Raw genomic sequence first — 13312 nt, 5'->3', positions numbered from 1 at the left:
CGCTGCAGCTTCAGTGACGGGTCGCGCCAGGCCTCCCTCCAGGAGTTCGGGCGGGTCTCGGCTGTGGTTGCGGTCACTGTTTCTCCAACTTTCGGACGATGTTGATCGTGGTGAGTGTATCGCGCCTAGCCGTCAAAGCGGAACAAGCGCACGGCCGCGGTCACCGCGGCGACCCCCCAGGCGGCGAGTGAGGCCCACGCCACCCAGTTGACCTGCAAAGACAGCGCTTGCACCAGCGCGCCTGCCAGCGCCACGGTGGGCACCGCGTTCCACCACCCGGCGTGCGCGATGTCGCCGGAGTAGCCCACCCAGCCGAGGATGCCCATGAGCACCAGCCAGATCAGGTTCGCAAGCGCCAGCACCAGCTCGGCGCGCAGGGTGCCGCCCATCAGCAGCCCCAGCGCGGTGAACGCGGCCACGCCACACAGGAGGGTGGCCAGCCCGAACGCGGCGCCGGCGGGGGTCACGCGCCACCCCAACGCCAGGGCGATTGCGCCGAGCACCACCAGCTGCACCACCACCGTAGCCAGCACGCCGAGGATCTTGCCCACGATGATGGTCCAGGGCGGCACCCCGGACGCGCCGGTGCGCTTCAAGGCCCCGTAGCGGCGGTCGAAGGCGACGGCGATGGCCTGGCCGGTAAAGCCCGCACCGGTGGCGGCCACGGCGAAAACCATGGGCACCAGCACACCCGAGTCGGTGTTGTCGCCCAAAATCGGGGCGAAGTGGGCCGCCAGCAGGATCGCCGCCGGGATCAGCACGTTGACCAGGAGCTGCTCGCCGTGGCGCAGCATCAGCTTCGCCTCGATGCGCCCCTGGGCCGCGGCCATCCGGCCGAAGGACGCCCGCTGCGGCGCCGGGGCGAAAATGCCGGGGGTGAGCTTTTTCATTAGCTCCTCAGCTCCCTTCCTGTGATGTCCAAAAACACGTCCTCCAAGTTGCGGTGGGACACGCTCAGCTCGCGGATCAGCACACCTTGGCGTGCGGCCTCGCGCGCCAGCTTCTCGACGACCTCCGGCGAGCCCGAGCCCTTGATCCGGTAACTGCGGGGCCGGATCTCCTCGACGGTGAGGCCGGCGGGCGTGAGCTCGTCGTTAAGCTTGTGCACCTCGAAGGCCTCTGCAGTGTCGAAAGAAAGCACCGGAAACTCCTCGTGGCTGGTGAGCTCCTCCGGGGAGCCCTGGGCGACGACGGTGCCGTGGTCGATGATGACCACGTCGTCCGCGAGGCTTTCGGCCTCGTCCATGAGGTGGGTGGTGAGCAGGACGCTCACCCCGTCGCGCTTCAGCGCCGAGATGATGTCCCACACCGCCATGCGTGACTGGGCGTCCAGGCCCGCGGTGGGCTCGTCCAAGAAGATCAGCTCGGGGCGGCCGATCAGGGCCAGCGCCAGCGACAGGCGCTGCTGCTGGCCGCCCGAGAGGCGCCGGTAGGTAGTCTTCGCCGCTCCCTGGAGGCCGACTAGCTCCATGAGCCAGCGCGGGTCGTGGGGGTGCTTGTTGTAGCTGGCGGCGAGGTTGAGCATCTCCTCGACGGAGACGCCGGCGTAGGAGCCGCCGCCCTGGAGCATGATGCCGATGCGGTCGCGCACCTTCTGCGGATGCGCGACCGGGTCCATGCCGAGCACCCGGATCGACCCGGAGGTGGGTTTGGTGAAGCCCTCGCACATCTCGATGGTGGTGGTTTTGCCGGCTCCGTTGGGGCCCAGAAGCGCGAGCAGCTCGCCGCGCCGCGCTGTGAAAGAGAGCCCGTCAACCGCCGTTTTCTCGCCGAATCGCTTGATAACGCTTTCGACGACCAGCGCGTGATCACTCATGGGTGATGAGTGTAGACCTCCTGCGCCGCCACACCCGAAGCGCGAGCGCTACGCACGCCGCCAGGAGGATGAAGCCGACGACGGCGGAGCCGTAAATCGTGGCGACGGCGCCCGCCTGGAGACGGAGCCCGCGAGGGAGGACGAGGAAGCTCACCAGCGCCGAGTACCCGGCCACAGAGGCGCGGAAGGTAAAGCGGTTCGCCCACGCCGCGAGCGGAAGCACGGCCCACAGCGGGTACCAGGGGTGCACGACGGGAAACAGCACCACCAGCACGAAGGTGGACACGCCGAGCCCGCCTACCGGGTGGATGGTGCCGCGGTAGGTGGCCCACAGCATGCGCAGCGCAAACGCCGCCGCGACCGTTAGCCCCGCCCAGCGGGTCACGCTGAGCATCGCGTCCGTGTGGTCGCCGAGCCCCAGGTTCATGCCGAGGAAGCCTCCGGCGACGCCGATGTCGGTGGTCAGAGACAGCCAGCTGCGGATCTGGGCGGCGCCGCCTTGGCCGGTGACCCAGCCCAGGCCGATGCCGGAGGCCAGCGAGACCGCGATGGCGGTGGCCGCCAGCATGGTCGCGTGCAGGGCGGCGGAGGTCGCGATGGCGCGGGGGCCGCTGCGCTGGCGCTGCGGGCGGGTGCGCAGGTGGCGGGCCAGCGCCATGCCGGTGAACCCGAGGGCCAAAAAGCCGATCACCTTCACCATGCCGGCGCAGCTGATCAGGGCGGCAGAGGCAGCGAGCAGCGCCCAGCCGGAGCGGCGGTTGCTCTCGAGCCGGTCGATGCCGCGCAGCCCCACCTCCAGGCCGACGAGCAGCAGGCCCATCATGATGGCCTCGTTGTGGATGCCGCCGACCATGTGCAGCACCGTCAACGGGTTGAGGATGCCCAGCCACAAAGCGGCCGGGCCGGTCACACCGCAGCGCTTCGCCAGCGCGAGCACGGCCCAGGCCGCGGCGAGGATGCCAGCGACAGACACGGCGCGGTGGGCGAGCACGCCCCAGAAGATCGAGTCGCCAGTGATGTGCGAGATCACCGCCGCGGTCCCCAGCGCCACCGGTCCGTACGGGCTAGGCGAGTGCGCCCAAATGAACGGCACGGAGCGGGCGAGGTGGTGCTCCACCCCCAGCAGCTCGACGGGGCCGGAGGAGTACGGGTCGAGCCCCTGGCGCACGATGCTGCCGTTGGCCAGGTAGGAGTAGATGTCCTGGGTGAAAAGCGGCGCGGTGGCGATAAGTGGGACCACCCAGGCGATGAAAGTGCGCAGCATCTCCGGGTTGCTCACCCGCGCCCCGCGCGCCGCGCCTGGCGACGCCCCGACGAACGGGGCCATGGCCAGCCACGCCGCCACCAGCACGCCGACGCCGATGAGCACAAGCGCGTTGGAGGCGAGCATCATGCGCCCCATCTCCGCGCCGAAGGGGAAATTCTGCCACGGGTTTTCCACCACCGGCAGGGCGCCGCCGCCGATGCCCGCGAAACCGATCAGGAACGCTCCGGCGGCCCCTGCCCAGCGCAGCGCGGCGAAACGGCCGCGCTCGCGGGCCCGCACAGCCGCGCTTGTGGGTGCGCTGTGCGCAGGCGAGGCCGGGTCGTGCAGCAGCGTCGAGCGGGACCCGGGTCGCCCGAAGCGCGGCAGCTCGCTGGCCACGTTCACGCGCGGGGCGCGGCGGGCGCGTCGGGAGCCGTGCGGGCGGTCGGGTGCAGTCACGGTTGAACAGTCTAAGGCGCGCCCCGACACGGGCCCACCCGGTGCGGCAGGAATATTTACAACACACTAGTGTTGTGAAAAGGCAGCGACCCAGACCACATCGAGCGAAAGGTGGTGCCATCGTGGATACAGTGGAAACCCACAACCCCGCTCCTGCGGACGCGTCCCGCGCTGGCGGCGACACGCGCTCGCAGGTGATGTCGGTCCTGCTCAAGCGGGGGCCGGTAGCGGCCAGCGACATCGCGGAAGAGCTCGACCTCTCGGCGGCCGGCGTGCGCAGGCACGTGGACAAGCTCGTCGAGGAGCAGCTGGCCGAGCCTTGCGCACCGCGCGCCGTCGCGGGCGAGGAGCAGGGGCGCGGCCGTCCGGCCAAGCACTTCCAGCTCACCGCCGCGGGCCGGGAGCGCTTCGGTTCGCATTACGACGGTCTCGCGCTCGACGCCGTGGAACTGATCCAGCAGATCGGGGGCGAAGACGCGGTGCGCGACTTCGCCCGCGCTCGCGTGGAGAAGATCCTCGGCGACGTGGAACCGGCGGAAGATGCCGAGTCGACGGCGCGCCGCGTCGCCGCCGCGCTGGAAAGGCACGGCTACGCCCCGAGCGTCCACCGCACCGACGCCGGCATCCAGATCTGCCAGCACCACTGCCCGGTGTCCGCCGTCGCCGCGGCGCACCCGGAATTCTGCGAGGCGGAAAGGGAGGCGGTGGCGCGGATCGTCGATACGCATGTGCAGCCGCTCGCCCTCATCTCCGACGGCGACGGAATCTGCACAACTAACATCCCCCTTGCTGCGGCGCGCACCCGGACGCGCCCGGCGGGAACAGCAACGAAAGGAGCGGCTGACAATGACTGAAGTGAAGCCCACACCAGGCCTTGAGAAGCCGATGAACGACGACGAGATCATCGAGTCGATCGGCGCCTACAACTACGGCTGGCACGACTCTGACGTCGCCGGCGCCTCCGCGCGCCGCGGCCTGAACGAAGAGGTCGTGCGCGACATCTCCGGCATCAAAAACGAGCCGGAATGGATGCTCAACCAGCGCGTGAAGGCGTTGGAGATCTTCGACAAAAAGCCGATGCCTACCTGGGGCGCGGACTTGTCCGACATCGACTTCGACAACATCAAGTATTACGTCCGCTCCACCGAGGAGCAGGCCGCCAGCTGGGACGACCTGCCGGAGGACATCAAGAACACCTACGACAAGCTGGGCATCCCGGAGGCGGAGAAGCAGCGCCTCGTCGCAGGTGTGGCCGCGCAGTACGAGTCCGAGGTGGTCTACCACCAGATCCGCGAGGACCTGGAGGAAAAGGGCGTCATCTTCGTCGACACCGACACGGCCCTGCGCGAGCACGAGGACCTGTTCAAGGAGTACTTCGGCTCCGTCATCCCGGCCGGCGACAACAAGTTCTCGGCGCTGAACACCGCCGTGTGGTCCGGCGGCTCCTTCATCTACGTCCCGCCGGGGGTCCACGTGGACATCCCGCTGCAGGCCTACTTCCGCATCAACACGGAGAACATGGGCCAGTTCGAGCGCACCCTCATCATCGTCGACGAGGACGCCTACGTGCACTACGTCGAGGGCTGCACCGCCCCGATCTACAAGTCGGACTCGCTGCACTCCGCGGTGGTGGAGATCATCGTGAAGAAGGGCGGCCGCTGCCGCTACACCACCATCCAGAACTGGTCCAGCAACGTCTACAACCTGGTCACCAAGCGTGCGAAGGCTGAAGAGGGCGCGACCATGGAGTGGGTCGACGGCAACATCGGCTCCAAGGTGACCATGAAGTACCCGGCCGTGTGGATGACCGGCGAGCACGCCCGCGGCGAGGTGCTCTCCGTTGCGTTCGCTGGCGAGGGCCAGTTCCAGGACACCGGCGCGAAGATGACGCATATGGCGCCGCACACCTCCTCGTCCATCGTGTCCAAGTCCGTCGCCCGCGGCGGCGGCCGCGCGGCCTACCGCGGCCTGGTGCAGATCAACGCCAACGCCCACGACTCTGCGTCCAACGTGGAGTGCGACGCGCTGCTGGTGGACGACATCTCGCGCTCGGACACCTACCCGTACAACGACATCCGCAACGACCGCGTGACCCTGGGCCACGAGGCGAAAGTGTCCAAGGTCTCCGAGGACCAGCTGTTCTACCTCATGTCCCGCGGCATCGCCGAGGAAGAGGCCATGGCCATGATCGTGCGCGGCTTCGTCGAGCCGATCGCCAAGGAGCTGCCCATGGAGTACGCCCTCGAGCTGAACCGCCTCATCGAGCTGCAAATGGAAGGATCGGTGGGCTAAATGGCCGAAACCGTCAAAAACGCCACCACGCACAACAACAAGGGCGACCTGTTTTCCTCCTTCAACGTGGAGGACTTCGAGGTCCCGGGCGGCCGCGACGAGGTCTGGCGCTTCATCTCCCTGCGCCGCCTGCGCGGCCTGCACAACGGCGAGTTCGCCCCGCAGGCCGAGGCGCAGATTGCGGTGGAGGGTCCCAGCGAGGTCGCAGTCGAGCAGGTTTCGCTTGACGACGAGCGCGTGACCGCCGCCGGCGCCCCCGTCGACCGTGTCGCCGCCCAGGCGTGGACCTCCTCCGAGAACGCGACCCTGATCTCGGTGCCGGCGAACGCGGAGCTGACCGAGCCGATCACCGTGACCATCACCGGCGCGGGCGCCGACAAGACCACCTTTGGCACCGTCGTGGTCGAGACCGGCGCGAACTCTTCCGCCACCGTTGTGGTGCGCTACGCGGGCTCCGGCACCCACGCCGACAACGTCAACTGGGTCATCGGCGAGGGCTCCCGCGTCAACGCCGTGGTGGACGCCGACTGGGAACTGGATGCGGTGCATGTGGGCCAGCAGTCGATCGTCGTGAAGCGCGATGCAACCCTGCGCCACCACGTGGCCACCTTCGGTGGCGAGATCGTCCGCATCACCCCGCGCCTTGCCTTTGAGGCGCCGGGCGGCGACGCCGAGCTGACCGGCGTGTACTTCGCCGACGCGGGCCAGTACATCGAGAACCGCCTGCTGGTGGACCACGCGGTGCCGAATTGCCGCTCCAACGTGCTGTACAAGGGCGCGCTGCAGGGCGACAAGGCCTCCAGGCTTCCGGAAGCCCGCACCTGCTGGGTGGGCGACGTGCTCATCCGCGCCGAAGCGAAGGGCACCGACACCTACGAGACCAACCGCAACCTGGTGCTCACCGACGGCGCACGCGCCGACGCCATCCCGAACCTGGAGATCGAAACCGGCGAGATCGCCGGCGCAGGCCACGCCGCAACCGTCGGCCGCTTCGACGATGACCAGCTGTTCTACCTGCGCTCCCGCGGCATCCGCGAGGAAGACGCCACCCGCCTGATCATCCGCGGCTTCTTCAACGAGGTCCTCAACCAGATCCCCGTCGAGTCGATCCGCGAAGAACTCATCGCCCGCGTCGCCGGCGAGCTCGAGCGCAACGAAAACTAAAAGGAGCAATACATGTCCACCCTGGAAATCAAGAACCTGCACGCCAACGTCCTGCCCACCGAGGAAGGGCAGGAGCCGAAGCCGATCCTCAAGGGCGTCAACCTGACCATCAAGGGCGGCGAGACCCACGCGATCATGGGCCCGAACGGCTCCGGCAAGTCCACCCTGGCCTACACGCTGGCGGGCCACCCGAAGTACGAGGTCACCGAGGGCGAGGTGCTTCTCGACGGCGAGAACGTCCTCGACATGGAAATCGACGAGCGCGCCCGCGCCGGCCTCTTCCTGGCCATGCAGTACCCGGTTGAGGTGCCGGGCGTGTCCTCCTCGAACTTCATGCGTTCCGCAGTCACCGCGGTGCGCGGCGAGGCCCCGAAGCTGCGCGAGTGGGTCGGCGAGCTCAATGCCGCCCGCGAGGCGCTGCAGATGGACGCCTCCTTCTCCGAGCGCTCCGTCAACGAGGGCTTTTCCGGCGGCGAGAAGAAGCGCCACGAGGTCATGCAGCTCGCGCTGATGAAGCCGAAGTTCGCGGTCATGGACGAGACCGACTCCGGCCTGGATGTCGACGCGCTGCGTATCGTCTCCGAGGGCATCAACCGCTACCAGGACGAGACCGGCGGCGGCGTGCTCATGATTACGCACTACAAGCGTATCCTGAACTACGTCAAGCCCGACTTCATCCACGTCTTTGCCGACGGCAAGATCGTGCAGACCGGCGATGCATCCCTCGCCGACCAGCTCGAGGCCGAGGGCTACGAGAAGTTCATCTAATGGCGCTCGACGTAACAGCCATCCGCAAGGAGTTCCCGATCCTGTCTCGCACCGTGCGCGGCGGCAAGCCGCTGGTGTACCTGGATTCGGGGGCGACGTCGCAGCGTCCGCAGCGCGTGTGGGATGCCGAGCGCGACTTCGTGCTCGGCTGCAATGCGCCCGTGCACCGCGGCTCCTACGAGCTGGCGGAGGAGGCCACCGACGCCTACGAGTCCGCACGCTCGGCCATCGCCGCGTTCGTGGGCGCCAGGGGCGACGAGATCGCGTTCACGAAGAACGCCACCGAGGCGCTGAACCTGGTCGCGTACGTGCTGGGCGATTCCCGCGCCGGCTCGTTCTCCGTGGGCGAGGGCGACACCATCGTGGTCACGGAGCTCGAGCACCACGCCAACCTCGTGCCGTGGCAGGAGCTCGCGCGCCGCACCGGAGCGACGCTGAAGTGGTACACGATGACCGAGGACGGCCGGATCGACCTCGATTCGCTCGAGCTCGACGACACCGTCAAGGTGGTGGCGTTTACCCACCAGTCCAACGTCACCGGCGCGCACGCCGACGTGGCCGAGATGGTGCGCCGCGCTAAGGCGGTTGGCGCCCTGACTGTGCTGGACGCCTGCCAGTCGGTGCCGCACATGCCGGTGGACTTCCACGCCCTCGACGTCGACTTCGCGGCGTTTTCCGGGCACAAGATGTGCGGCCCGTCCGGCGTGGGCGCGCTGTACTCGAAGCACCTCAACGAGCTGCCGCCGTTCCTCACGGGCGGCTCCATGATCGAGGTCGTGCGCATGGAGGGCTCAACCTACGCGCCGGCGCCGCAGCGGTTCGAGGCCGGCACCCAGATGACCTCGCAGGTCGTGGGGCTCGGTGAGGCGGTGCGCTTCCTCACCGAAATCGGCATGGAAGACATCGCCGCGCACGAGCGCGAGCTCACCGCCTACGCCCTGGAGCAAATGCAGCGTATCGACGGCCTCCGGATCGCCGGCCCGCTCACCGCCGACAACCGCGGCGGCGCGATCGCCTTTACGGTCGAGGGCGTGCACCCGCACGACCTGGGCCAGGTGCTCGATTCCGAGGGCGTTGCCATCCGCACGGGCCACCACTGCGCGTGGCCGCTGCACCGTGGCCTGGACATGCAGTCCACGTCCAGGGCGAGCTTCTACCTGTACAACACGCTGGATGAGGTTGATACCTTGGTGTCGTCGATTAGCAAAGCGAAGGAGTTTTTCGCGCGATGAACCTCGAATCCATGTACCAGGAAGTCATCCTGGACCACTACAAGAACCCGCAGCACGCGGGGCTGCGCGAGCCGTACGAGGCGGAGGTGCACCACGTCAACCCGTCGTGCGGCGACGAGCTGACGCTGCGCGTGCACCTGTCGGAGGACGGCTCGACTGTCGAGGACGTCTCCTACGACGCCGAGGGCTGCTCGATTTCCCAGGCCTCCACCTCGGTGATGGCCGAGGAGGTCATCGGGCTGCCTGTCGACGAGGCGATGTCGAAGCTCGCCGCCTTCGACGAGATGATCACCTCGCGTGGCACCGTCGAGGGCGATGCATCCAAGATCGGCGACGGCGTGGCGTTCGCCGGTGTAGCCAAGTTCCCGGCGCGCGTGAAGTGTGCGCTGCTGGGGTGGAAGGCGTTCCAGGCGGCGACGTCGGACGCCTTGGGAGAATCGGACGCCCCGGAAGAGAAGGAGTAGCTATGACTGAACCGGACAAGCAGGCGGAGCGCCCACAGCAGACCGAGGAGCAGCTCAAGCTCATCGGCGAGGTGGAGGAGTACCTCCACGACGTGATCGACCCGGAGCTGGGTATCAACGTCGTCGACCTCGGCTTGGTCTACGACACCTGGATCGAGGAGCGCGAGGGCAAAACCGTCGCGGTGATCAATATGACGCTGACGTCGCCGGCGTGCCCGCTCACCGACGTGATCGAGGAGCAGGCCACCCTGTCGGTCGTGAACAACACGGCAGTGGACGACTTGGAGATCAACTGGGTCTGGATGCCGCCGTGGGGCCCGCAGTTCATCACCGAAGAGGGCCGCGAGCAGCTTCGCGCCCTCGGGTTCGCGGTGTAGAGCACCTCTTGAATTCCCCCCCAGGTTGTTACCCTGAGGGGGAATTCACATTTCGAGGAGGTTATTATGAACTTGGCTCTCAGTGAGGTCCTGATCATACTCGGCACTGGCGGACTGCTCTTGCTCCCGTTAGCGCTCATTTGGTGGGTCGTGCGCTCCGCCTCGAAGAAGTAGATCTCGATTTGGGGGCTGTTGATACAGTTTCCCCGTGATTGTCACCAATGATCTCGAGGTCCGCGTCGGCGCGCGCACACTTCTCGACGCCCCCGGCCAGCACCTCCGCGTCCAACCCGGCGACCGCATCGGCCTGGTCGGCCGCAACGGTGCCGGCAAGACCACCACGATGCGCATCCTGGCGGGGGAGACCGAACCCTACGGCGGCTCGGTGACCCGCTCGGGCGAGATCGGCTACCTCCCGCAGGACTCCAAGGAGGGCGACATCGAGCAGACCGCCCGCGACCGCGTGCTCTCGGCCCGCGGCCTGGACCAGATCCAGCGCTCGATGGCCAAGCAGCAGAAGCTGATGGAGGAGACGGACGGGGAGGAGCGCGACAAGGCCATCGCGAAGTTTTCCCGCCTTGAGGAGCGCTACCAGGCGCTCGGCGGCTACGAGGCGAACGCGGAGGCAGCGCAGATCTGCGACAACCTGGGGCTGCCGGAGCGCATCCTGGACCAGCAGCTGAAGACCCTGTCGGGCGGCCAGCGCCGCCGCGTGGAGCTCGCCCAGATCCTGTTCGCTTCGCGCCAAGGTTCGGGCAAGTCCCAGACCACCCTGCTTCTCGACGAGCCGACCAACCACCTCGACGCCGATTCCATCTCCTGGCTGCGCAACTTCCTGTCCAAGCACGAGGGCGGGCTGATCATGATCTCCCACGACGTCGAGCTGCTCGACGCGGTGTGCAACAAGGTCTGGTTCTTGGACGCGGTGCGCGCCGAGGCCGACGTGTACAACATGGGCTTTTCCAAGTACAAGGATGCCCGCGCCCTCGACGAGGCCCGGCGCCGCCGCGAGCGCGCCAACGCCGAGAAGAAGGCCTCAGCCCTGCAGAAGCAGGCCGCGAAGTTGGGCGCGAAGGCCACGAAGGCCTCGGCCGCGAAGCAGATGATGGCGCGCGCCGAGCGCATGATGGGGGAGCTCGACGAGGTCCGGGTGGCCGACAAGGTCGCCTCCATCTCCTTCCCGGAGCCGGCGCCGTGCGGCAAGACCCCGCTGTTCGGCAAGGGTTTGACCAAGATGTACGGCTCCCTCGAGGTCTTCGCGGGCGTCGACCTAGCGGTGGACAAGGGCTCGCGCGTGGTCGTGCTGGGCACCAACGGCGCCGGCAAGACCACCCTGCTCAAGCTGCTCGCCGGGGTGGAGCGCACCGACGGCGAGGGCGGCGTGGTCTCGGGCCACGGGCTGAAGATCGGCTACTTCGCCCAGGAGCACGACACCATCGACGGTGACAAGAGCGTCTGGGAGAACACCATCGAGGCCTGCCCCGATGCAGGCCAGCAGGACCTGCGCGGCCTGCTCGGCGCCTTCATGTTCTCGGGCGACAAGCTGGAGCAGCCCGCGGGCACGCTCTCGGGCGGCGAGAAGACCCGCCTAGCGCTGGCGACTCTCGTCTCCTCGCGCGCGAACGTGCTGCTCCTCGACGAGCCCACCAACAACCTCGACCCCCAATCCCGCGAGCAGGTCCTCGACGCGCTCAAGACCTACACGGGTGCCGTCGTCCTGGTCACCCACGACCCGGGCGCGGTGCGCGCGCTTGAGCCGGAGCGGGTCATCATCATGCCCGAAGGCGACGAGGACATGTGGAGCGACGAGTACATGGAGATCGTCGAGCTCGCCTAAACTTCCCGACCTGCTCGGGGCGCATCTAGAACGGCGGGTACGGGTCTTGCCCCTTCGCCCATGGCGGGGGTTCCACCGGCTCCCGTGGGGGAGGTGGATCCGGCGGTTCTGGTGGTACTCGGGTTTCTGATGAGGCCGTACCGCCACCCGGATCGGGCACGATTGCTCGATTCCGCTGCCGGTGTCTCTTTCGTATCCTGTTGACCGCCGAATGCTCGGCCGCATCTGCATGGTTGAACTGTAAGGTTGCGCACCCGGGTTCCTTCACCCCGGCCCGACCCGTCGCCGGGTCCACATCCATGTGACTGGTGTTGTTTCTGTGGTCTTTGAAGTCGTTGTTGCAGCGATGGTGGGTCCGACACAGCGCTGTGAGGTTATCGATGTTGGTGTCGCCGCCTTGCAGCCACGATGTGATGTGGTGGATCTCCGTCTCTGTGAGCGGGGCGGTGCAGCCGGTCCAGGCGCACACGCCCTGCACCGCCAGCAACGTGATCCGCTGCGCAAGCGACGCCAATCGCCGCGTCCGGTAGAGGTTCAACGGCAACGACGTTGCGTCGTCGACAGTCAGCACGAAGTCGGACGTTCCATCCATGCCCAAACGCACGAGGTCGAAGGCGTCGAGCTCGATTCCGGTGTTGGTGGCGAACTTGGTGGTCGGCCCGGCCTCCGCCAGTTCGTCCAGCGTCACCGACACAACCACGGATGCGCACCCGCCGCCGGTTGGTTTCGCGCAGGCGTCGTAATGCTTGAGTACCTCGGAGAACTGGTCGTACCTGCGTTGCGACGGCGTGCGGTAATCCTCGACACCCTCGGGGAGGTTCGAGTTGGGCACCAACCCCTTATCGCTCAGCGCTTTGAACAGCGCTGAATCAGAGGCCACGGCATCGATAGTTATCCGGCATGTCCCGTCTGCGCGCTGGGCGCCGATGTGCAGCCCGCGGTTTTCCATGCCCGCGTTCGGGTTCGTAGGCTCGACGTGCTTGCGGTTCTCGCGCTCGACCCAGCGGCGCACGGTGGCGCGCAAATCTTTCACGGAACGTCGAGGAGCCTCCGCGAGCGCGTCCGCCTGGAGACGGGCACGCGCTCCCTTCGCATCCCCGACAAGCTTGTCTAGCTCTTGGCGGATCACGCGCTGTTTCTCGGCGTTCACTCGCTCGGCGGCACGGCGGGCTTCTTCTTGCTTGCGCCGCGCCTCTTCGCGGGCAGCCGCTCGAGCAGCCTCGCGGGTCGCTTCCTCCCGCTCTGCCTCCGCCGCCGGATCCGCGGGGGTTTCCTCACAATCGGTATCGAACAGGTCGGTGACCTGCTCCTCTTCAACCTCGGGCTCACCGTAGTAGTCCCGGCCTCGGGCGAGACGGTCGTAAGCGTCCTTGGGCTCCAACCCGAGCTTCTTTTGAAGGTACTGATTGGCGTGCTTTGAGCCGACGACGCGCCCGGCGTCGTCACGCTCGCACACGTACGCGAAAAGCGCGTCGAGCGTAGCCTTCACGTTGAATATTGCTTCGAGGCGCTCGAAATCCTCCCGAACCTCCTCGAACTCGACCGCATCGGGGTCTGCACACAGGTCCTTCATGGCCAGGAGGGCATGAATGATTGTGTCGACGTGCTTTCGCAGTTCAACGGTCATTTCGCCCTCCTTTCAAGTTGCCTAATCGAA

Annotated in this window: 12 protein-coding genes; 8 read left to right on the top strand and 4 right to left on the bottom strand. The window is 67.3% G+C overall.

Annotation, left to right across the window (positions count from 1 at the left end):
• Nucleotides 1-125: 125 nt before the first annotated feature.
• From H0193_RS02850 to mptB, 3 genes are read right to left on the bottom strand one after another with little or no spacing between them, the layout of a single operon-like run.
• The gene (locus tag H0193_RS02850; protein ID WP_181888465.1) at nucleotides 126-890 is read right to left on the bottom strand and encodes an ABC transporter permease; all 765 of its coding nucleotides are present in this window, start codon (nucleotides 888-890) and stop codon (nucleotides 126-128) included.
• The gene (locus tag H0193_RS02845; protein ID WP_181888464.1) at nucleotides 890-1816 is read right to left on the bottom strand and encodes an ABC transporter ATP-binding protein; all 927 of its coding nucleotides are present in this window, start codon (nucleotides 1814-1816) and stop codon (nucleotides 890-892) included. The genes H0193_RS02850 and H0193_RS02845 overlap by 1 nt, the downstream gene beginning before the upstream one ends.
• The gene (gene mptB, locus H0193_RS02840) at nucleotides 1809-3521 is read right to left on the bottom strand and encodes a polyprenol phosphomannose-dependent alpha 1,6 mannosyltransferase MptB (RefSeq protein ID WP_370642059.1); all 1713 of its coding nucleotides are present in this window, start codon (nucleotides 3519-3521) and stop codon (nucleotides 1809-1811) included. The genes H0193_RS02845 and mptB overlap by 8 nt, the downstream gene beginning before the upstream one ends.
• A gap of 122 nt (nucleotides 3522-3643) precedes the next feature.
• Here mptB and H0193_RS02835 point away from each other — a divergent pair, with 122 nt between their 5' ends.
• The 8 genes from H0193_RS02835 to H0193_RS02800 all read left to right on the top strand — a co-directional run bounded on the left by H0193_RS02835 (nucleotide 3644) and on the right by H0193_RS02800 (nucleotide 11655).
• Nucleotides 3644-4375 (top strand): helix-turn-helix transcriptional regulator, encoded by a 732-nt coding sequence (locus H0193_RS02835; RefSeq protein ID WP_338026577.1) that lies wholly within the window; start codon nucleotides 3644-3646, stop codon nucleotides 4373-4375.
• Nucleotides 4368-5813, top strand: a complete 1446-nt coding sequence (gene sufB / locus H0193_RS02830) for a Fe-S cluster assembly protein SufB (protein ID WP_269951916.1) — start codon at nucleotides 4368-4370, stop codon at nucleotides 5811-5813. Before H0193_RS02835 ends, sufB begins: the two co-directional genes overlap by 8 nt.
• Entirely contained in the window at nucleotides 5814-6977 is a 1164-nt protein-coding gene (gene sufD / locus H0193_RS02825) for a Fe-S cluster assembly protein SufD (RefSeq protein WP_181888463.1), read from the top strand.
• A 12-nt stretch (nucleotides 6978-6989) separates the two neighbouring features.
• Entirely contained in the window at nucleotides 6990-7745 is a 756-nt protein-coding gene (gene sufC / locus H0193_RS02820) for a Fe-S cluster assembly ATPase SufC (RefSeq protein WP_181888462.1), read from the top strand.
• The gene (locus H0193_RS02815) at nucleotides 7745-8977 is read left to right on the top strand and encodes a cysteine desulfurase (RefSeq protein WP_181888461.1); all 1233 of its coding nucleotides are present in this window, start codon (nucleotides 7745-7747) and stop codon (nucleotides 8975-8977) included. Before sufC ends, H0193_RS02815 begins: the two co-directional genes overlap by 1 nt.
• Nucleotides 8974-9441 carry a Fe-S cluster assembly sulfur transfer protein SufU gene (sufU, locus tag H0193_RS02810; RefSeq protein WP_181888460.1) on the top strand — a complete coding sequence of 156 codons (468 nt, stop codon included), beginning with the start codon at nucleotides 8974-8976 and terminating at the stop codon, nucleotides 9439-9441. The genes H0193_RS02815 and sufU overlap by 4 nt, the downstream gene beginning before the upstream one ends.
• Nucleotides 9442-9443: 2 nt before the next feature.
• Nucleotides 9444-9818, top strand: a complete 375-nt coding sequence (locus H0193_RS02805) for a metal-sulfur cluster assembly factor (protein ID WP_181888459.1) — start codon at nucleotides 9444-9446, stop codon at nucleotides 9816-9818.
• A gap of 208 nt (nucleotides 9819-10026) precedes the next feature.
• Entirely contained in the window at nucleotides 10027-11655 is a 1629-nt protein-coding gene (locus tag H0193_RS02800; protein WP_181888458.1) for an ABC-F family ATP-binding cassette domain-containing protein, read from the top strand.
• A gap of 25 nt (nucleotides 11656-11680) precedes the next feature.
• On the opposite strand, the gene H0193_RS02795 is transcribed toward H0193_RS02800, so the two are convergent.
• A complete protein-coding gene (locus H0193_RS02795; RefSeq protein WP_181888457.1) occupies nucleotides 11681-13282 on the bottom strand; it encodes an HNH endonuclease signature motif containing protein in 1602 nt (533 codons plus the stop codon).
• Nucleotides 13283-13312 lie beyond the last annotated feature (30 nt).

The organism is Corynebacterium haematomassiliense, assembly GCF_013978595.1.
Taxonomy (GTDB): Bacteria; Actinomycetota; Actinomycetes; order Mycobacteriales; family Mycobacteriaceae; genus Corynebacterium; species Corynebacterium lehmanniae.
Note: the sequence above shows the minus strand (reverse complement) of the source record. Positions and strands in the feature narration are given on the sequence as shown.